Annotated in this window: 15 protein-coding genes and 1 tRNA gene; 8 read left to right on the top strand and 8 right to left on the bottom strand. The window is 35.4% G+C overall.

Annotated features, from left to right (window positions below; all coding sequences use genetic code 11):
* Positions 1-74: 74 nt before the first annotated feature.
* Together asnS and K5V07_RS13950 are read right to left on the bottom strand one after the other, a co-directional pair.
* Positions 75-1,520, bottom strand: a complete 1,446-nt coding sequence (gene asnS, locus K5V07_RS13945; RefSeq protein WP_221917960.1) for an asparagine--tRNA ligase — start codon at positions 1,518-1,520, stop codon at positions 75-77.
* Between the two features lie 277 nt (positions 1,521-1,797).
* Entirely contained in the window at positions 1,798-5,628 is a 3,831-nt protein-coding gene (locus K5V07_RS13950) for a T9SS type B sorting domain-containing protein (protein ID WP_221917961.1), read from the bottom strand.
* A gap of 478 nt (positions 5,629-6,106) precedes the next feature.
* Between K5V07_RS13950 and K5V07_RS13955 the strand changes: the two genes are divergently transcribed.
* Positions 6,107-6,565, top strand: coding sequence for an RNA methyltransferase (locus K5V07_RS13955; RefSeq protein ID WP_221917962.1), 459 nt, complete (start codon positions 6,107-6,109; stop codon positions 6,563-6,565).
* 32 nt (positions 6,566-6,597) lie between these two features.
* Here K5V07_RS13955 and K5V07_RS13960 read toward each other — a convergent pair whose 3' ends face one another.
* Positions 6,598-9,015, bottom strand: a complete 2,418-nt coding sequence (locus K5V07_RS13960; protein ID WP_221917963.1) for an RND family transporter — start codon at positions 9,013-9,015, stop codon at positions 6,598-6,600.
* A gap of 196 nt (positions 9,016-9,211) precedes the next feature.
* On the opposite strand from K5V07_RS13960, the gene K5V07_RS13965 reads away from it, so the two are divergent.
* Positions 9,212-11,479 (top strand): cation:proton antiporter, encoded by a 2,268-nt coding sequence (locus K5V07_RS13965; RefSeq protein ID WP_221917964.1) that lies wholly within the window; start codon positions 9,212-9,214, stop codon positions 11,477-11,479.
* Positions 11,480-11,481: 2 nt separating this feature from the next.
* Positions 11,482-11,811 carry a multidrug efflux SMR transporter gene (locus K5V07_RS13970; protein WP_182649671.1) on the top strand — a complete coding sequence of 110 codons (330 nt, stop codon included), beginning with the start codon at positions 11,482-11,484 and terminating at the stop codon, positions 11,809-11,811.
* A 53-nt stretch (positions 11,812-11,864) separates the two neighbouring features.
* Here K5V07_RS13970 and K5V07_RS13975 read toward each other — a convergent pair whose 3' ends face one another.
* Positions 11,865-12,626, bottom strand: coding sequence for a UDP-2,3-diacylglucosamine diphosphatase (locus K5V07_RS13975; RefSeq protein WP_221917965.1), 762 nt, complete (start codon positions 12,624-12,626; stop codon positions 11,865-11,867).
* Positions 12,627-12,630: 4 nt separating this feature from the next.
* Entirely contained in the window at positions 12,631-13,095 is a 465-nt protein-coding gene (locus tag K5V07_RS13980; protein ID WP_221917966.1) for a 6-carboxytetrahydropterin synthase, read from the bottom strand.
* Between the two features lie 311 nt (positions 13,096-13,406).
* On the opposite strand from K5V07_RS13980, the gene K5V07_RS13985 reads away from it, so the two are divergent.
* Together K5V07_RS13985 and K5V07_RS13990 are read left to right on the top strand one after the other, a co-directional pair.
* On the top strand, positions 13,407-16,193 hold the full coding sequence (locus K5V07_RS13985; protein ID WP_221917967.1) for a T9SS sorting signal type C domain-containing protein: 2,787 nt from the start codon (positions 13,407-13,409) through the stop codon (positions 16,191-16,193).
* A 51-nt stretch (positions 16,194-16,244) separates the two neighbouring features.
* Positions 16,245-16,466: a hypothetical protein gene (locus K5V07_RS13990; RefSeq protein ID WP_221917968.1), complete on the top strand. Its 222-nt coding sequence runs from the start codon at positions 16,245-16,247 to the stop codon at positions 16,464-16,466.
* A 117-nt stretch (positions 16,467-16,583) separates the two neighbouring features.
* On the opposite strand, the gene K5V07_RS13995 is transcribed toward K5V07_RS13990, so the two are convergent.
* Positions 16,584-17,351 carry an enoyl-CoA hydratase/isomerase family protein gene (locus K5V07_RS13995; RefSeq protein ID WP_221917969.1) on the bottom strand — a complete coding sequence of 256 codons (768 nt, stop codon included), beginning with the start codon at positions 17,349-17,351 and terminating at the stop codon, positions 16,584-16,586.
* A gap of 118 nt (positions 17,352-17,469) precedes the next feature.
* On the opposite strand from K5V07_RS13995, the gene K5V07_RS14000 reads away from it, so the two are divergent.
* Positions 17,470-17,546: transfer RNA gene (locus tag K5V07_RS14000), tRNA-Ala, on the top strand.
* A 50-nt stretch (positions 17,547-17,596) separates the two neighbouring features.
* Positions 17,597-17,851 carry a GIY-YIG nuclease family protein gene (locus tag K5V07_RS14005; RefSeq protein WP_221917970.1) on the top strand — a complete coding sequence of 85 codons (255 nt, stop codon included), beginning with the start codon at positions 17,597-17,599 and terminating at the stop codon, positions 17,849-17,851.
* A 208-nt stretch (positions 17,852-18,059) separates the two neighbouring features.
* Here the strand turns inward: K5V07_RS14005 and mtgA are convergent, their stop codons facing one another.
* Positions 18,060-18,806, bottom strand: a complete 747-nt coding sequence (gene mtgA, locus K5V07_RS14010; protein ID WP_221917971.1) for a monofunctional biosynthetic peptidoglycan transglycosylase — start codon at positions 18,804-18,806, stop codon at positions 18,060-18,062.
* On the bottom strand, positions 18,806-19,918 hold the full coding sequence (locus tag K5V07_RS14015) for an FAD-binding oxidoreductase (RefSeq protein WP_221917972.1): 1,113 nt from the start codon (positions 19,916-19,918) through the stop codon (positions 18,806-18,808). Before K5V07_RS14015 ends, mtgA begins: the two co-directional genes overlap by 1 nt.
* Before the next feature lie 210 nt (positions 19,919-20,128).
* On the opposite strand from K5V07_RS14015, the gene K5V07_RS14020 reads away from it, so the two are divergent.
* Positions 20,129-22,030: a S9 family peptidase gene (locus tag K5V07_RS14020; RefSeq protein WP_221917973.1), complete on the top strand. Its 1,902-nt coding sequence runs from the start codon at positions 20,129-20,131 to the stop codon at positions 22,028-22,030.
* The last annotated feature ends 20 nt before the right edge of the window (positions 22,031-22,050 follow it).

The following is a 22,050-nucleotide window of genomic DNA, read 5'->3' on the forward strand; positions in this document are numbered from 1 at the left end:
ATTTTGATGAATTATAATTATTTTTTGTATTTCTGTTTTAAAACTTTGAACCTTTGTGACTTTGAACCTTTTAATTAAAATTCTGCATTCATTGGTGTTCTTGGGAAAGGAATTACGTCACGAATGTTGGTCATTCCGGTCACAAACAATACCAATCTTTCAAACCCAAGTCCAAAACCAGAGTGAACTGCTGATCCAAATCTTCGTGTATCTAAGTACCACCACAATTCTTCTTCATCAATTCCTAAGGCTTTCATTTTTTCGACTAAAACATCAAAACGCTCCTCACGCTGAGATCCTCCAACTATTTCTCCAATTCCAGGGAACAAGATATCCATGGCGCGAACGGTTTCTCTGCCAGGTTCTGTATTGTCATTCAAACGCATGTAAAACGCTTTGATATTGGCTGGATAATCAAATAAGATTACCGGACATTTAAAGTGTTTTTCTACCAAGTAACGCTCGTGCTCACTTTGTAAATCAGCGCCCCATTCGTTGATGATATAGTTGAATTTTTTCTTTTTGTTTGGTGTAGAATCTCTTAAAATATCAATAGCTTCCGTATACGAAACGCGTTTGAAATTGTTCTCTAAAACAAAATTCAATTTGTCTAGCAAAGCCATTTCACTGCGTTCTGCTTGTGGTTTTGATTTTTCTTCTTCTAACAAACGACCTTCTAAAAATTTCAAATCCTCCGAACATTTGTCCAATGCATACTTAATCACGTACTGAATAAAATCTTCAGCCAAGTCCATGTTGTCATTCAAATCATTGAAAGCAACTTCTGGCTCAATCATCCAAAACTCAGCAAGGTGACGAGAAGTATTTGAGTTTTCGGCTCTAAATGTTGGTCCGAAAGTATAAATCTGACCCAAAGCCATTGCAAAAGTTTCTCCTTCTAGTTGTCCAGAAACTGTCAAGTTGGTTTCTTTTCCAAAGAAATCTTCTTTGTAATTTACTTTTCCGTCCTCGGTTCTTGGTGTTCCGTCAAATGGCAAAGCAGTTACTTTAAACATTTCACCAGCACCCTCAGCATCAGATCCTGTGATAATAGGCGTATTAACATATACAAAACCTTTCTCTTGAAAATAGCTGTGAACTGCAAATGATAGTACTGAGCGTACTCTCATAATAGCTCCAAAAGCATTGGTACGCACACGCAAATGCGCATTTTCACGCAAAAACTCTAGCGAATGTTTCTTTGGCTGCATTGGGAATTTCTCAGCATCAGAGTCTCCTAAAATCTCCAATTTTGTAACCTGAATTTCAAATTTTTGACCAGCTCCTTTGCTTTCTACCAAAGTTCCTGTTACAGACACCGCTGCACCAGTCGTGACTCTTCTTAAAGTTTCGTCTGGCGTATTTTCAAAATCCACCACGCATTGAATATTATTGATTGTTGAACCATCATTCAACGCGATAAATTGATTGTTTCTAAAAGTTCTCACCCATCCTTTTGCATTTACTTCATGAAGCGTCGTTGTACTGTTTAGTAAGTCTTTAACTTTTGTATGTCTCATTTTATGTGAATTGTTGATATTAAAAATTGTCTCGTGACTGAACTGCAAATATAAATGATTTGTTTGAAAAGTCCTTGTGTTAAATTTAGGAATGAGGAGCTGCTTCCCGCTATTAGCTTTATCTTTTATCTCGTTCTTAAAAACAAGATAAAAGGATGCCGCTGCTATCGGGGCTAGAGAGTATCGGAATTGAGAAATCTCTAATTAATTAAAAATTAGGCTTACTAATTAAAATAATAAATTAAAGTTTAATTTATAGCCTATTGTGCTTGTTGTTTTATCTTTTCAAGGTAAAATGTCCTTTCAAAATTCTACCATCCTCTAGTGCTACCGTATACCAATAGTCGTCAGAAGGCAAAGGTCGCCCATTAAAATTTCCATCCCAACCTTGATTTAAAGGATCTAACTTGCTTATTAATTTACCATATCGATCAAAAACATAAATAATTGTTTTAGCATTAAAGTTATTGTTGACACCTTTTATATTCCAATAATCATTTAACCCATCTTGATTTGGAGTAAAAAAATTCGGTATTCCAAGTATTGCTACTTCTTGCAAGGTAATTCCGCAACCATTTAAGTCTTTTACATAAACCGTATGCATTCCTGCACTAACATTAGTAAAAAGATTTTCTGATTGATAGTAGCTATTTTCGTCATCCAAGGCATATACATAGTCACCTGTACCCGTTGCGGAAACATGGATACTATTAGTAGAAGTAAGATCCTCTATTTTTATGTTTTCTATTTTAGCAATATTAGATGCAGAAACTATAATTATTCTAGTTCTAGAACATCCGTCAACACTAGTTGCTTTCACGGTATAGGTTCCCGTTTTGTCAATTGTTAAAGTATATTCTGTTTCGCCACTGATTATATTTCCGTTATAAGTCCACTCATATGTGTAATTATCTATTAATAATTCATCAACAAGGGCAGCATTGATTACTTTGGTAGAATTCCTAATATTGCTGCAAAGTCGTTCCTCACCAGTCAAGTTTATTGGCGGTAATGAATGAACTACAAATGGTATAGTCATTGTTGCTTTACAGTTCGCATTATTTGAATTAATTACCTCTACTCTTATATTTTGTGAGCTGGTTACAAACGGGTTGGGCAATGGACTTGAAAGTAAATTATTACTAGCATCATAATACTTGACTATCATTCCTGTTTGACCTCTCAAAATGGTATTTTGAAAGGTCGAAGTGTCAAAAGCATATTTTCCGTCTTGCTGAGTGGGATCGATTTCATCATCACAAACAATTAATAAATTGGACGGAATAGGAGAGGCTTCTGGTAAATCCGAAACCACGAATTCTAATTTTGTTTCATAGGAACAAGCAGTCATTGAATTGTTGGTTGCCTCTACTTTTATTATTTGCGAACGAGTTACAAAAGGATTGGGTAGCGGACTTGATAAAGAATTATTGTTTTCATCAAAGTATTTCAAAGTGACGTTAGTTGAACCATTCAATAATCGAGTTTGAATTGTAGAGGTGTCAAAAGCAAAAAAGCCGTCGTGGTTGTCATCACATTGTATTTCCTTAATAAGTTGCATAACTGGTATTATTTCAACAGTTAACTGAATAGGAGAACCTAAACCCAAACAATCATTGTTAAGTTTACTATCAATTCGAACATAAATTTTTTGTGAATTGGGATACCCTATATTTCTGTAATTTACAATATCTAAAATTGAATTTTTTTCTATTAAAGCATCATTAAGATTGCGATAGTAGGTAATATCTAGTTGCTGTCCTATAGGAAAAAGATCTTTTATTTCCTTATTTACACTACTAAAATCAAAATTAGAAATACCGTCTGTATTGGTACCCAAAACGGCATCATCACAAACTGTAAAATTTCTAACGAAATTAATCGGAATTTGTGTTGTAGAAACTATTAGGTTTATTGTTGCAATTTTAGAACAGTCATTGGAGTTTGAAATTCGTGCATAAACTATATCGTTATTGATTATTTGATTGCTATAATTAGTGGGATTAGTTATTGGGTTGCGATTATTTTGTGCATCAATTTGTTTTGAAAAAAAAGTGATGCTTTCGTTTGTAGGATTAGCTGTTATTTTTGGGATTGCTTCCTCTAAATTAAAAACAGTAAATCCATTAATATCATCGTCACATTGTTTTAAATCAACATTTTGATTGATAGTAGGTAATGCATTCACTTGTATGTTGAAAGATGTTGTTGCAAAACAAATTGGATCATTTTTGTTATACATTTTTACATAAATCGTTTCCGTTGCATTGGCATTTGCATAAGCTGATGGCGCTGTAATATTTTGCGTCAAAGCAATGTCCTTGTAATAACTAAGTAAAAACTGAGTCGCTGACTGTCCCTTTAAAATTGTTGAAGATTTTTGAGTTAAATCAAATAGAACACGTCCATCAGTATCATTGCCAATGCTCGTATTATCGCAAACTACATAGTTTGATATAGCAGTGGAAATTTCTGGAATAGGTCTTTCATTAACAGAAATTGAAAATGAAGTACTGCTTTTACAAGACGGATTAGCTTTGTTTGTTACTGAAGCAATTATCGTTTGTGGTAAGTAGGCTGTTGTGTTTGTGTATGTAGATGGGCTATTTATGGCTAAATTATCATTATAGTCAGCAGCATTAACATAATAATCAACCTTATATAAATTGGGATCTTGACCGTTAAGTATTACAGCATTTTGAGATGTCAAATCAAAAGCATGAAAACCATCATTATTGTTATCACATATTGAGATATTTTGTGGTTGAGAGGCTGTAGGAAGTTCGTAAATAACAATGTTTTTAGTTTCTGTTGTTACACCTGTATTCGATGTTGCTTTTACGGAAACGGTGTAATTTCCTATTGATGAATAAAAATGATTAGGATTGAGATCAGTGGAGGAATTGCCATCACCAAAATCCCATTGCGCAGCAATAATTTCTCGATTGCTATCTAATGAAAAAGAAGCGCTTTCGCCCAAACAGTTATTTTGTATTTTTATAGTAACTTGAAGATTAGATGGTGTAAATTGGGGCAGACCAGCATACGAAAGTCTACCCTTCAAGTCAACAGCTTTTAATTGAAAATTACATCCAATACCCAAAACATTAGGGTTAGCAATAGCGCTTAAATAAGGAACTAGGTCATTGGCTACATAGATTTTCCCGTCAGGAGCTAACTGCAAGGCAAGTGGGCTAGATTCCCTGTAGATTGTAGTAACTAAATTGATTTCAGATCCAGGGATATTAATAGCTGTTAAATCATATTGATTCAGCTCAAATTTCTTCGGAATATCACTTCCGGTTGTTAGGTATGCAATTTTTCCAGATTGTGAAAATTCTACACCATAAGTTTTTGGTTTATTCGTAATCAATCGAGGGTTACTTACGACACCAGTTTGGTTATTAAAATTAAACAGTTCGGTTAAACTTGATAAATTAGCACAAATTAATTTATCACCTGTTGGAGCCACTTTCATGCTTCCAATAGCATCTTGAGCTCCTGCTACTTCCACACCAGCACTACTAATAACTGGGATAGAATTTACTCCTGAGTTATCTACAAAGAATGAGTAGAAATTATTACTTCCATATCCATGAGTAATTACCCATACTCCCTCTCCCGTTCTATTTAAAGCTGCTGTTAATTTTTCAGTAGTTGGCGTGAATAATAGAATATTTTTATTGGAAGTAACAGCTCCTAATCCCCCATTTAAAGATAAATCTACTTCAGAATACTTTATTCCTTCATTACTCCCTTGAGCATCACAGGTGAAAATATAATAAATCGTGGAAGATTTAGGCTTTTTTACTATTATAGCAGATTGTGTGCTGGTATTATTACCTCTTAGATCGCTTCCATTTTCCATCAAGAGATGGTTTTTATTATAAACAGATACACCATCAGTATAGAATAACAATTGACCAGCACTGTTTGATATTGTTGCAGAACCTTCATAAGTAGTCTGTTTTCCGTTAGTTAATGCAACTGGAGTACCGCTGTTAAAATCTAATCCTGCACGTTCACCAAAATACCAAATATTAGCCTCGCCCTGAGCATATATTGATAGAGAAAATGAGAATAGCAAAAACACAAAAAATTTATTCATATCATAAATCTAAAAAAGAAATTAAAAGTACATTTTATTTATGAGTTAGTGTAAAATTTGTAGGAATATTTGTTTTGTCAATTTTATAATAATGCTGAAATACACACAAAAGGTATTAACTTTAAAATTAGTTTTATTATGTTTTAAGAGTTTACGCTATTTTAGTTTTAAGGATTTTCACTGGTAAGAAATTATAACGTATAGTTGAACTATAAATACTCAAGGTATTAACCATTAAAGTTTTAAGATATAATTAAGTCAATCAGGAGCTGCTTCCCGCTATTCGCTCTATCTTTTATCTCGTTCTTAAAAACGAGATAAAAGGATGCCGCTTCTATCTGGGCTAAGAGTCTTCAATTATCAAGATTGTCAGTTCCAAAAAAAATGTACTTCTGTCAGATGTAAACTTGTAATGCATTCTGAGTATAATCCGGTTCAAAAACTTGATTAACCTGCAAACACTTTGTAATTTTGCGGCATGAACGACAATTTTGTAACAGAGTATTTTGGCATTGGCATCCAAAACGGTAAAACACCCGAAAATCTTGGTGTATTGTGGCGCACCGCCCAAAACCTGGGTGCAAGTTATATTTTCACCATAGGAAATCGATATGCCAAGCAGGCTTGCGATACGCACAATGCTGTAAAATCTTTACCGTATTTTCATTACGAAAATTTCGAGGATTTCTACAACAACTTACCCAAAGGCGCTCGCTTAGTAGGCGTGGAACTTGATGAACGCGCTACCGACTTAGAAATATTTGAACACCCTAGACGCTGTGTCTATTTATTAGGAGCTGAGGATAACGGACTCTCTAAGGCGGCTATGGCCAAATGCCATCATTTGGTCAAATTCAAATCAGAGAAAAGTTTGAACGTATCTGTTGCAGGCAGTATTGTACTTTACGACCGTGGCCTTGCAAAACCAAGATCGTAAAGCATGAAGTGAAATTCATGTACTGATTTAATTTATTTTTTTTGTTCTAATTCGTCAATTTCTGCATCACTTGGTTCAATGATGTCAATTTTAGGTTCAATAAAATCTTGTTCGTTTGCCAATGTTTTATTTAAGGTGAGCACCAATGCAGGAAGTAACATTAAATTAGATAGCATTCCGAACAATAATGTTAAGGAAATCAATCCGCCTAGTGCAATGGTACCTCCAAAACTAGATAACATAAATACCGAAAACCCAAAAAACAAAACAATAGAGGTATAAAACATACTCAAGCCGGCATCCGTAAAAGTGGCGTACACTGATTTGCGAATCTTCCAGTTATTTTTCTTTAATTCCTCTCGATATTGCGATAAGAATCGGACGGTGTCGTCTACCGAAAGTCCAAACGCAATTCCAAAAACCAATATCGTTGATGGTTTTAATGGAATATCTAGAAAACCCATCAATCCAGCGGTAAGCATCAACGGAAGTAAATTTGGAATAATAGAAACCAATACCATCTTGAACGAACGGAACATAAATGCAATTAAAAGCGCCGTTAACAAAAAAGCAAATGCTAGCGACGAAAGTAAATTATCTAGCAAGTAACCAGTTCCTTTTTGGAAAACCAAAGCTTTTCCAGTAATGGTTACTTTATATTGATTGGCTGGGAAAATCTTGTCTGCCTTCTTGCGAATTTCAGCTTCTATTTTAGCAATCTTATCGCCACTTTCATCGCGCATGAAAGTAGTAATTCGGGCATATTGACCGGTTGCATCCACATAGCTTTTCATCACATTATCTTTCGAATTTTTAGTCGAATTTTTAGCATACGATAAAATAAAAGATTGTTCCTGTGAGCTAGGCAATTCATAATAATCTGGATTTCCGTTGTAATACGCTTGCTTTGAATATTTAATCAAATTGACAATCGAAATAGGCTTAGACAATTCTGGAACCTCATCAATAGCTTCCTCAAGTTCCTCCATTCGCTTCAGGGTAGACAATTTCATCACTCCTTTTTTGCGTTTGGTATCAATCATAATTTCAAGTGGCATCACTCCGTCAAACTCTTTTTCGAAGAAAACAATATCCTCAAAAAAAGCTTCTTTCTTAGGCATGTCCTCTATTAAACTACCCGAAATTCGCATTTCATAAATCCCTATAATGCTCACGACTAATAACGTTACAGCCACTACATAAATAGAAAATCGATTGTATTTTACATTTCTTAAAATCCAATCCATGAAAACTTTAACGTAGTTGCGGTCCAAATGCTCAATGTGGCGCTCCTGAGGCGCTGGAATAAAACTATGAAAAATAGGAATTACGATGATGCACAAAAAGAAAAGCGCCATAATATTGATGGATGTTACCACTCCAAACTCTAATAACAATTGATTGTTTGAAGCAATAAACGTAGCAAAACCTATGGCCGTGGTAAGATTAGTCATTAAAGTTGCCATTCCTACCTTTGTAGTAACACGTTGTAATGCTTTAGCCTTATTATGATGTATTTTATATTCTTGATGGTACTTATTGGTCAAGAAAATGCAATTCGGTATTCCAATTACGATGATTAATGAGGGAACTAAAGCCGTTAAAACCGTAATTTCATAATTCAACAATCCTAAAAACCCAAAAGACCACATCACACCAATTATTACGATAATCATTGATATTAAAGTGGCTCTAAAACTTCTAAAAAAGAAAAAGAAAAGCAATGAAGTAACCAGTAAAGAAGCTCCTATAAAAATGCTAATTTCATCCGTAATGGTTTTTGCATTCAAGGTCCTGATGTATGGCATCCCCGAAACTCGCAAATCAATTCCGGTTTCTTTCTCAAAAACTTCAACTGCAGGGACTAGTTTTTCTAAAATAAAATCTTTTCTGGCAGCTGTATTTACAATTTTCTTGTCCATGTATACCGCAGAACGAATGCTTCCTGATCTTTTATTAAATAACAAACCCTCATAGAAAGGCATATCATTGATAAGCTCCTTTTTAATGGATTGTAAATAGGCAGGATCTAAAGTTCTATTTTGGTCAATAAAAGGAACCAACTCAAAGGTTTCCAGGGATTCATTTTTTTGAAGCTTTTTTAAATCATTAAGAGATACCACAAGATCTACAGCGGCATCATTTTTTAAAGAATTCATCATTCTAGACCAAGAAGCGAATGCCTTTGGGGTGAATATAGCATCATCTTTGACACCTATAATGACAAGATTTCCTTCTTCTCCAAATTTATTTAAAAAAGCATCGTACTCAACGTTTACAATATTGTCATTAGGCAATAAATTTGCTTCAGTAAAAGTAAAATGGATATTTTTCCATTGTAATGCTAAAAGTGCCGTAATTACAGCAATAATAGACAGCATTAAAATTCTATTCCTAAGGACAATACGAGCAATTAACTCCCAGAATCCCAAACTAAACCACTTGATCATATTTCCTATTTATTGGGCGCAAAGGTAATTAAATCGACTACAAATCATGAGTTATACACAAAAGTTTTTCGCGTGTTTACAGTATTTTAAGTGCTGTTTTTTATATTTACAATTAATTAATTTTCAGATGTAAAAATTATACATTTGATTTCATCATCTTTGTTACTTTTAAAAAAATATTTTGTATCCTAAGCCTATGAAAAAGCATAAAAACTCCATTTTTTATTTGATGGTAACCAGTGTTTTTTTCTTTTTGATGTATCTCATTATCAATGAAGGAAAAACGCTCGAAGCTAATGAAACAATTGTATCCCCTATTAGTGACAAAGGATCTTGGGGAGATTTCATAGCCTCTATGCTTCATAATTTCCAGGATCCATTGGCCATATTACTAGCGCAAATCATAACTATCATTCTGGTTGCACGTATATTTGGATGGATTTTCAAAAAAATTGGTCAGCCCTCAGTAATAGGAGAAATTATTGCAGGTATTGTTTTGGGACCGTCTTTATTGGGTTTATATTTCCCTGAAGTATCTGCTGCATTATTTCCTGTTGCTTCTCTTGGAAACTTAAAATTTTTAAGCCAAATAGGACTTATCCTTTTTATGTTTGTAATAGGTATGGAGTTGGATTTAAAAGTTTTAAAAAACAAAGCCAACGAAGCCATTGTAATCAGTCACGCCAGTATTATCATTCCGTTTACGTTAGGTATAGGACTCGCCTATTTTGTGTATAATCAATTTGCTCCAGAAGGAGTGAAATTTTTGTCTTTCAGTTTGTTCATGGGTATTGCACTGAGCATTACTGCTTTTCCAGTACTGGCGCGAATTGTGCAAGAAAGAGGAATACATAAAACTAAGTTGGGAGCCATTGTTATTACCTGCGCTGCAGCTGATGACATTACTGCTTGGTGCATTCTAGCAGTAGTTATTGCAATTGTAAAAGCAGGAACATTTGTCAGTTCACTATACATTATCATGCTCGCAGTACTTTATGTTGCTGCAATGATCTATATCGTAAAACCTTTTTTAAAGAGAATTGGTGATCTATACGGAACCAAAGACAGCATTGTAAAACCTGTTGTGGCTATCTTTTTTTTGGTGTTAATAATATCTTCTTATGCAACGGAAGTAATTGGGATTCATGCTCTTTTTGGAGCTTTTATGGCAGGAGCTATCATGCCAGATGTGCCTAAATTTAGAACCATATTTATAGAAAAAGTAGAAGATGTTGCCCTAATTTTACTCTTACCACTGTTCTTTGTTTTTACTGGATTAAAAACTGAAATAGGACTTATAAACGACCCTTATTTATGGAAAATAACGGGTTTCATAATTCTTGTAGCCGTTGTAGGTAAGTTTTTTGGGAGCGCACTAGCAGCAAAATTTGTGGGGCAAAGTTGGCGCGATAGTTTTACAATAGGCGCCTTGATGAATACCCGAGGATTGATGGAGTTGATTGTATTAAATATTGGTTTGGAGCTCAAGGTACTTACTCCTGAGATATTTACAATGATGGTAATTATGGCATTGGTCACTACTTTTATGACGGGACCTGCACTTGATTTAATCAACTATATTTTCAACACAAAAGATGGCGGTGAGCATGTAGAATCTTCAGATGACACAAAGTTCCGTATACTGATTTCTTTTGGGAACAATGAAAAAGGAAAATCGTTACTTCGAATTGCAAATAGCTTGGTAAAAAAACAAAAAAACACCGCTGTTACCGTTATGCACCTGTCTCTGAGTGATGAAGTACATAGTTTTAATTTAGAGGACAAAGAAAAAAACAGTTTTCACCCTTTGGTTGAAGAATCTCAAATTCTAAAACAAGAAATCACGACCATCTTCAAGGCCACCACAGATATTGAAACTGAAATTGCTGATGTTGCTAATCAAGGAGATTATGATTTACTGCTGATAGGTTTAGGAAAATCTATTTTTGAAGGTACTATCCTAGGGAAAGTTATCGGGTTTACCACCAGAATCATTAACCCTGATCGTTTAATAGATAAGTTTACTGGTAAAGAAGGCTTGTTTGAAAATTCACCATTTGATGAAAGAACAAGACAAATCTTATCCAAAACAAAAATGCCAATTGGTATCCTTATTGACAAAGATTTACAACAAGTAAACCAACTTTTTATTCCCATTTTTAGTTCTGAGGATTATTTTTTAATGGACTATGTTCAAAAATTAATTTACAATAATAATTGTAAAATTATACTCTTAGATGTCAATGGAAAATTAAATACTAATTTTGTGATGAATAGCGCCATCCAATCACTAGAGCAACAATTTCCGAACAACATAAGCTTAATAACAGATAAAATCATTAAAAAAGAGTTTCTAGATCAACAAGATTTAATGCTAATTAGCCTTGAGAGCTGGAAAGTATTGGTAGATTCAAGAAGCACTTGGTTGAGTGGTGTTCCATCCGTTTTAATTGTAAAACAATAATTATGAATTGGGTCTTACTAGTAATTGGAGGTCTTTTTGAAATAGGTTTTGCAACCTGTTTGGGCAAAGCCAAAGAAAGTTCAGGTACTACAGCAACAGTATGGTTAATAGGGTTCTTAGTGTGCTTATCTATAAGCATGCTATTACTTTATAAAGCCTCACAGACATTACCCATAGGAACTGCTTATGCCGTATGGACAGGAATTGGCGCAGTAGGAACAGTTCTTGTTGGGATTTTTGTATTCAAAGAACCCGCTGATTTCTGGAGGATATTTTTCATCACCACCTTAATAAGCTCCATCATTGGATTAAAATTGGTATCAAGTCACTAATTCTTGTTACAAATCAACTACTTTAAAAAACACGCCAAATTGAACGTTCAAGACTACTTTGTATCGTACTTTTTAATTTCAAAATTCTCACCATCAAAAACGCCATAGGTAAAATATACAATCCAATCTCCTAAGTTGACATACTCGGCATTTTTTCCAACGGAAACTTTCATCGGTAAATGACGGTGACCAAAAATAAGGTAATTGTAATGCTTGGTTTCTAGTTTTCTTTTGGAATACAGAATAAGCCATTCTTTGTCTTCGCCAAGAAAAGTTACATCTTCATCACCCGAAATCAGTTTGTTTTTGACCGATAAATATTGTGCCAATTTCACGCCAATATCCGGATGCAACCACCTGAAAAGCCATTTGAAAAAAGGATTAGTAAATACTTTTTTCATGCGTTTGTAACCTAAATCGCCAGGACCTTTTCCGTCTCCGTGGCCAATAAGGAATGTTTTGTCTCCAAAAGTGTATTCTTGATTGTCATGAAAAACGGGAATGTTCAATTCCTTCTGGAAATAATCGGCCATCCATAAATCATGATTTCCCACAAAGAAATAAATAGGAATGCCACTATCACGAAGTTCTGCTAGTTTACCCAAAACACGGATGAAACCTTTTGGGACAACGGTTTTATATTCGAACCAAAAATCAAATAAATCGCCTAATAAAAAAAGAGCTTCGGCATCAGTTTTAATTTCGTCCAGCCACGCTACAAACTTTTGTTCTCGTGGATAACTCAGTTCAGGTGTAGGAGCACCAAAATGCTGATCCGAGGCAAAATATATTCTTTTGTTGTTGGGTAATTGCATGAAGTTACAAAATGGATTTTACATTATCACTGGCATACCATTCTGCAAAAGAGGATTCGGTCTCTTGTAATTTTAACGAAAACAGCGCAATACCTTCTGGAAGTCTATTACTGATGCGTTGTGCAAAATCAATAACCATGTTCTCACTAGTGGGTTGATAATCCACCAAAATTACGTGATGCCCGCGAGTAATTAGTTCTTTCGCCAAATCAACATGAGGTGTTGTTCCGTTAAAAACTGTAGCGTGATCAAACTGATCTACAATTTCTTCTTTTACAATTTTCTTTAAATCCGTAAAGTCAATTACCATTCCGAATTTCACATTAGAACGATCAGTAATTGGTGTACCAATTACGGTTACTGACAATTTATAACTATGTCCATGAACATTTTTACATTTGCCATCGTAGCCATACAAGGCATGACCGGTCTCGAAACTAAATTGTTTTGTAATTCTGATATTGCTCATCGGAGTTTAATTTTGAGGCAAATTTAGTGATTTTTTGACTTGTAGTAAAAGCTTTGTTCATCAAACCACTTGAATGCTAATAAAACCAAAAGTTTAAAAAAAACCATAGAGAAGAATAACGCGTTAAAACCGACTAAAATTTACAATAAATTAACATACCGATTGCGTTGTCAATATTATTAGTAATATATTTGGCCTTCAAATATTTAAAAGTAAATAATATGAGATTACGCGCTCTGTGATTAGAGAATGCCTATCCTTATTTTAATTATTTGAATGAAACTAACTAACACTTATTTATTACTTTTTCTATGAAAAAAACTTTACTCAACAATGTTTTGTTTGTGTTACTCACCTTTTTGGGTTTGAGCCTGAGTTCATCACTTAACGCACAAACTACCTACACGTGGAACCAAACAGGCAGCGCCTCTTTTGGTCTTGCAGCTAACTGGTCCCCTAGCAGAGATACGCCAGCAGCAAATGATATTTTAGTTTTCAATAACGGTGCTACAACTACCGTAACCGATGTACCTACACAAACTATAGGAGGTCTTACAGTTGCGACAAATACTAATGTAACTTTAAACACATCAGCTACACCCGCAAAAATACTAACCATCACTAACGGTCTAAGCGGAGCAGATTTTTCTGTTGAAAGTGGTTCTCAACTTAACGTGGCCATTACAGGAGGTGCGTTTCCTTTGACTATTGCTATTGGCACAGGAGCAACTGGAATCGTTGCTGGTTCTATGACATTTTCAAGCGCAACAGCAAATACTGTAAACAACATAACTGCTGCTGATGCAAGTGGTTTAATTTTCACAAATGGGGCAATATTAACGCAAAGCACAAATAGCACAGGTGGCATTTTTGGCAGCGGAACAAGCAATAGTGTGCTATTTGCAAGTGGATCTACTTTTATACAGGCAGCTGGTTCAAACCCTTTTCAAAAAACGCAACCTGCATCAGTAGTAGTTTTTCAAACAGGAAGTTTGTTTAAAATAATTGGAAACATATCTTCCGCTTTTTCAGGAAGAACTTACCCAAATCTTGAAATTGCCGCCACAGGATATAATCAGAGTCCTACTGGAGGAGCGGTTTTATCAATAGACAACCTAACAATTACCACTGGGATTCTCAACATGAATCTTACCTCAGCAGTTTCAATCAAAGGAAATATTAGTGTTGCTACAGGACAAACATTGACTTTTAGTCCTGCAACTGCAGTTGGTTCATTAACATTTAATGGTACAACAGCTCAAACCATCAACAATGCAGGAACACTTACTTTTACTGCTAATACAAATGCAATCATAGCAAATACAAACGGAGTTACTTTTAACCAATCGCAAACATTGTTGGGAAGTACTACTGTAAACGCTGGGGCTACATTAGCAACAAACGGAACCCTTACGCTTTCAGGCACACCTTCTATAAATGGGACACTACGATTAAATTCAACTGGATCACTTGCAGGTGCCACTCCTACTTATGGTGCTGCTTCAAGTCTAGTATACAATGGCGTTATTGGCGGTGCCAATGTAGGAAACGAATGGACCGGCAACGCAACAACAGCTGGGGTTGGAATTCCTAATAACGTGACTCTTAACAGCAGCAGCATCAACATCAACAGCAATAGAGGTCTTGCAGGTAATTTAACCGTTGACTCTGGAAGCACAGTAACTGTAAAATCAGGAAATAATCTTTCTGTAGCGAATAGTTTGTTTAATAACGGTACAGAATCTTCATTCGTTCTTGAAAATAATGCAAATCTGATCCAAAATGGGACTACCAATACCAATACTGGCGCAATAACCATCAACCGAAGTGGAGCTTCACTTATGCTTTTAGATTACAGTTTATGGTCTTCACCAGTAAATGGTCAAAAATTAAAAGCTTTTTCACCTAATACGCTAGACAATCGTTTTTATACTTATAATCCAACTACAAACATTTATGTACCAGTGGCTGCTCCAGCTACTACTGATTTTGCATCAGGAAATGGGTATTTAATTCGTGTTCCAAATGATCATCCAACCACTCCTACTATCTGGAATGGAGTGTTTAAAGGAGTTCCAAATAATGGAGACGTCACCATCACTGGTTTAACTTCAGGTACTTTTAATGCCGTAGGAAATCCGTATCCGTCTACTATAAGCGCTGACGATTTTATCACCGCAAACGGCACTACAGAACCATTGTATTTTTGGAGAAAAACAAATGCTGCTCTAGGTACAGCTTATGCAACCTACACTAAGGCTGGTGCTGTGGGTACGCCGGGGAATGGTGGCATTACACCAAACGGAACCATTCAAGTAGGACAAGGATTTATTGTAAAAACAACTTCAAATTCAGTTGCATTTGCTAATACAATGCGTACTGCCAACAATTCAAATCAAATACTAAAAACTACTACAACTGAGAAAAACAGAATCTGGCTGAATCTATTTAAAGGTACTGAACCTGTGAACCAAATGATGGTTGCTTACATGGATGGTGCCACTAGCGAAATTGACAATACATTAGACGGAAGATACATCAATGATAATGAAACTGCTCTAACCAGCTCTTTAAAAGGTGAAGAATTTGTTATTCAAGCCAAAGGATTACCATTTGATTCTAGTGACATTGTTCCATTAAGTTTTAAAACAGAACTTGCAGGTAGTTTTACCATTGACATAGACCACGTAGACGGTTTGTTTTTAGGCAATCAAGAAATTGTACTTAAAGATTTAAAATCAGGAACGGAGCAAAACTTAAAAAAAGGTTCTTACACATTTAGCAGTGAAGCGGGAACTTTTAAAAATCGTTTCGAAATTGCTTTCAAAAACAACCAAACTTTAGATATCAGCACTCCTAACTTTGATGAAAATAGCGTAATGGTCTTCAATCAAAATGGAGCGTTAAACGTATCTACAGGAAAAAATGCTATCAAAAACATCCGCGTTTTTGATATAAGAGGCGTTTTAATTGCAGAACAAAAAGAGGTAAATGCAAATACAGCAAGTATCAAAAACGTTACGGCAAGCAAACAAGCTGTTTTAATCCAAATTACTTCAGAGGATAATAAAACGGTAACTAAAAAAGCTATTTTTTAGGCTGTAGCCAACAAAAAACAGATACTGGAATTAAAATTTTAAAATTAAATCATGAAAAACATAGTAATACAATTTTATATCGTTGCTTTATTTATGCTGTCTAGTATTACCATGCTAGCACAAACTCCAGGCGACACTGATGGTACAGCCGACGGACTAGAAGGAACTGATGCTCCTGCAGCACCAATAGATGATTACCTTTTGCCAATGGCACTAGTTGCTATTTTTGCGGGATATAAATATTCTAAAAATACGGCTCAAAAAACGGTTTAAATAGAATAGATTCTAAAACTGTAAACCAATAAAAACCCCCGAAAAATAATTTTCGGGGGTTTTGCTATTTTATATTGAGATATTAACTCATGAATTTGAATGAATCGTTATTTCATTCTATTTTTTAAACTGTGCTAAAGCATTTTTAGTAAAATCAGAAAGAACTAACTTCCCCGAAATAGCGGCACGATCTAATAAAAGCGTGTCCCAATGTTGCGTTCCCTCCCACAGTACTTTTTTCATTTCCAGTAATGCCTCGGGGTTATAACTTGATAAAGTGTTGCTAAAATTACTTACCGCAAGATCCAGCTCCTCTATACTGTCACAAACTACGGCATAGAGCCCTTTTGATTTGGCCCATTCAGACGACTTCCATTCCTGTGCCGCAAGAGTCATTTCGGACATTGCTGTTTTCCCTATTTTTCGGGTTACAGCAGGTTCAATTACAAACGGACCTATTCCTATGGCCAGTTCTGATAATTTTATAGCGGCATGCTGCGTAGCCATCACGTAATCACAAGCCGATGCAATTCCTACTCCACCTCCTACTGCTTTCCCATGCACTCTACCTATAATAAGCTTAGAACAATTGCGCATGGCATTTATCAAGTTTGCAAAACCAGAGAAAAAATGTGTACCAGCAGCCTCATCTTGTACTGCAAGCAGCTCATCAAAAGAAGCGCCTGCACAAAACGCTCCAGTACCACTACTTTGAATCACAATCACAGACACGTTTGAGTTTTGGTCTAATATGCTAAATTCAGCTGTCAAGCGATTTAATAGTTCTCTTGGAAAGGAGTTACTCGAGGGATGACTAAAAGTTACCGTTGCTACTCTATTATTGATGCTGGTCTCTAAGGAACCCATTGCGTTTTCAGAAATCATACTTTTTTTGGGTAAAGTTAAAAAAAGTAATGCGGAATTCATCAACTCCTTGTAAGAATGAATTTATCTTTAAAATTTGTTTTTTGATAGATTTATATACTATATTTGCGAACAACTTGGGGGATTAGCTCATTTGGCTAGAGTGCTTGCCTGGCAGGCAAGAGGTGATCGGTTCGAATCCGATATTCTCCACCAGTAAAATTCAAGCCTTACAGCAATGTGAGGCTTTTTTTATTTTAAAGCCTATGTTTTATACATACATTATTTTTTCTAAAACTTTGGATAAATATTACACTGGGTCCTGTGAAAATATTCAAAATAGACTTAATGATCATTTAAATAGTAGAAGTACTTATACAAGAGTAGCTAAAGATTGGGTATTAGTTTATTTTGAAAATTTTGATTCTCGGTCATTAGCTGTAAAAAGAGAAATGGAAATCAAAAAGAAGAAAAGCAGAAAATATATTGAATTTTTAATATCAAATAAATCATTTGAATAGACCGTCCCGAAAGCCTTCGGGAAGGTGATCGGTTCGAATCCGATATTCTCCACCAGTACAATTAAGCCTTACAGCAATGTGAGGCTTTTTTATTTTATATCACTTTAATATTAAAGTTTTTTTGATTTCAAAACACAAAAAAACCGTAATATCTACTAACTAGATATTACGGTTTTTTTTTATAAATCTAAACTCTAAACCTCTATATCTACTTTGGATAATTGACTTTACCTACAGTTCTCATAATCCTAACAATTTTAGACTTACGATTGTTAATATATGACGATGAACTAGTTGCTGAGTACTTTCGAGGATTGGGTAATATGGCAGCTATACCAGCAGCTTGCTTCGGGGTCATACTTGAAGCTCCTTTTCGGTACCAGTGTTCAGCTGCCGCTTGCGCTCCGTAAACACCATTACCCATTTCAATACTGTTCAGGTAAACCTCCATAATGCGTTCTTTGCCCCATATAAGTTCAATCAAAACTGTGAAATAAGCTTCTAAACCTTTTCGCAAATAACTACGGCCTTGCCATAAAAATACATTTTTTGCAGTTTGTTGGGATATGGTGCTTCCCCCTTTTATACGGCGACCTCTCTCGTTACTTTTATAAGCTTTTTGCATAGCTACAAAATCAAAACCATTATGCGTTAGGAACGTCCCATCCTCACTAGCAATAACTGCTTTTTGTAAATTCATGGAAATATTCTCAATGGGTTCCCAGTCGTGACTGAAAAAAACTTCTTTACCAGCAAGTTTATTTTCAAAAACTCTAATAACCATCAAAGGTGTAAAAGGCACAGGAACAAACTTGAAAAAAACCACAAAAAAAAGAGATAGCCCAAAAAACCAAAGTAATACTTTGAGCAAAAACCTACTGATCTTACTGCCAATAGAACTTGTGTTTTTTTTGACGGGTTGTTTGGATTTTTTTGGTGTAATTCGTGTTCCCATTATAGTAAATCTGCTAATTCTGTACCTATTAAACTCCCTATTGCCACACCCATTCCTCCTAGACGCACACCGCAATATACGTTGTCAGAAAGAGCCGAAACAATGGGATTCTTAGTTGTTCCTATTCCCATGATTCCGCTCCAGCTATGCGCTATTTTAAAATCATGATTTGGCAAAATTACTTCTTTTAAGAGTTGTTCCAATTTTTTTTGTACAATTTCTGTCTGACCAAATTCAGTGGTGTTTTCTGTTGCAAAATCTAGATTTCTGCCGCCACCTAATAAAATCCTATTGTCAATATTCCTGAAATAATAATAACCTCGGTCTAAATGAAAAGTACCCTTAATATCTAAATCAACAATGGGCTCTGTAATAACAACCTGAGCTCTTGCTGGTTGCACCGCATTTTGTGTTAATTTTTGAGCAAAACCATTAGTAGCAAAAAACAATTTTTTGGTACTAAAACTAAACGATCCTAAAGCTACAGTAACCTGGTTTCCAGCGTCAAGAAAATCAGTAACCGTTCGTGTATTTAGGATTAAAATATTCTTTGCAATCGCCTCTTTGAGCAGGGCATGCATCATTTTTCCGGTATCAATTTGTGCCTCAAAAGGATTAAAAATCAAGTATTCGTGTATTCCTTTAAACCCAAATCGATCTATTTCTTTTGCAAAAACATCAGTTTTAAAAAGAGGTTTTAAAACATCATTCACAAATGGAAGTTTCCCCATACAGTCCTGAAAAACATCCTGATCTCCTTCTAGAAAAAGCTCATAACCGCCATGAGGTTTAAAATCAATGGCAGCATCCCCAAGTTTATTTCTCAATAATTGAAGTCCTTGCCATCTTTTCTGTATCAATTGAACAACTTCTTCCTCTGTATGTGTTCTTAAATCGTCTATAATCTCCGAAAGACTACCAAAACAAGCAAAACCAGCATTCTTAGTGCTTGCTCCCTGTGGCAAAAACCCTTTTTCTAAAACTAATATCTTGCTGTCTGGAAACCTTTCGCGCAAGCGTAAGGCGGCATGCAAGCCAACTATTCCGCTGCCTACAATGGTATAATCTACATTGGTAAACCAATTTTTCAATTCCCAATAACTCAAGTCCATTTCGAAATTTTTTATAAAAATAATACTTTTTAGGAGCTAATCCCGCTATCCGTTACAATCTTTCTAGTCCTGTACTTGTTTCCGAATCCTGAAACAAGTACAGGACTAGAAAGGATTTTCACTTCTATCGGGGCTAAAAAACACTACTCAACAAGACTAAAATCGGAAAAAAAGAGCTATTTTTAACATCCTAAAAAAGCAATTTTACTCATGAAAAAAACACTTTTTATATCCTTAGTAATGATCAGTTTAAATACAATGGCACAAAATACAATGACTCCAGAATTACTCTGGAAACTAGGTCGAATAACCCCGCTTGGAATCTCCATAGATGGGAAAAATGTGATTTACAAAGTAAGCACCCCTTCTGTTTCAGACAATAAATCGGAATCAAAAATGTATGCGCTTCCCTTACAGGGTGGAAATCCTTCTGAAATTAAAGACACCAAAGACATTCTGAAAGACAAAAATATTTCGCCAGATGGGAAATACGTAGTGTATCACGAAGAGGTAAAAGTTGAAAAAGTGCACGGAAAAGATTTTTATCCAGAACTTCAAAAATCAGACGTACAAATCTACGATGGATTGAATTACCGCCATTGGGACACTTGGAATGAAGGCAAATACAACCATGTTTTTTTTAAAGAAAATAAGGATAGTGCATTAGGAATTGACATCCAAGAAGGAGAAAATTTTGATAGTCCACAAAAACCTTTTGGTGGTGACGAAGATTATATTTGGTCGCCAGACAGCAAAAATATTTATTACGTGTGCAAGAAAAAAGCGGGTACTGAATATGCTATTTCTACCAACACTAATATCTTTGAGTACAATCTTGAGACAAAAAAAACAAAAACCATAACCGAAGAAAACCAAGGTTATGATACTACTCCACAGTTTTCACCAAGCGGGAATTTGACATGGCTGCAAATGAAACGCGATGGCTATGAAGCGGACAAAAATGACATCATTGTCCTTTTTAAAGGAATAAAAATAAACCTCACCGCAAATTGGGATGGCACAGTAGATAATTATATGTGGAGTACTGACGGAAAGAAAGTTTATTTTGTAGCCCCAGTTGATGGGACAAAACAGCTTTTCGAAGTGAATTTTCCTGGCGCAACCCGCATAGCCATAACAGTTCGTCAACTAACTGAAGGTGAATTCGATGTGAATGATCTTATTGGTTTTACTGGTGAAAATATTCTCGTGACACGCACCGATATGAATCATGCTTCAGAAATATATTCTTATAATTTGAGTAAAAAGACTTGGAAACAACTATCGAATGTTAACACAACTACGTACTCCACTTTGGCGCTAAGCAAAACAGAGAAACGATATGTAACCACTACAGATGGTAAAAAAATGTTAGTTTGGGTGGTACTTCCTCCTAATTTTGACGCTTCAAAAAAATACCCGACACTCTTGTATTGCCAAGGCGGACCACAATCTGCATTGACTCAATTTTATTCCTACAGATGGAATTTACAATTAATGGCGGCTAATGGATATATCGTGGTAGCTCCTAATCGTCGTGGAATGCCTGGTCATGGAGTAGCTTGGAATGAGGAAATCAGTAAGGACTGGGGCGGACAGGTTATGGATGATTACCTATCAGCCATTGATGCTGTGGCCAAAGAAAATTACGTAGACAAAACTAGATTAGGATGTGTGGGAGCGAGCTATGGTGGGTATTCTGTTTTTTATTTGGCAGGAATTCACAACAACCGTTTCAAAACATTTATCGCCCACGATGGGGTCTACAATACTCAAAGCATGTTTGGGACAACCGAAGAAGTTTTCTTTAGCAATTGGGATTTTGGTGGAGCTTATTGGGAGAAAAACAATGCCACTGCTCAAAAAACATACACCACATTCAACCCGATGAATTTAGTAGAAAAATGGAACAAACCTATTTTAATCATTCAAGGTGGAAAAGACTTTCGTGTACCAATAGGACAAGGACAAGAAGCTTTCCAGGCGGCTCAACTACGCGGTTTAAAAAGTAGATTTCTATACTTCCCCGAAGAAAACCATTGGGTTTTAAAACCACAAAATGCTTTCGTTTGGCAAACTGAATTTTTCAAATGGCTTAAAGAAACTCTATAAATAATAGTACAAGTAAAAAC

The organism is Flavobacterium sp. CHNK8 (assembly GCF_019774515.1).
Classification (GTDB): domain Bacteria; phylum Bacteroidota; class Bacteroidia; order Flavobacteriales; family Flavobacteriaceae; genus Flavobacterium; species Flavobacterium tiangeerense.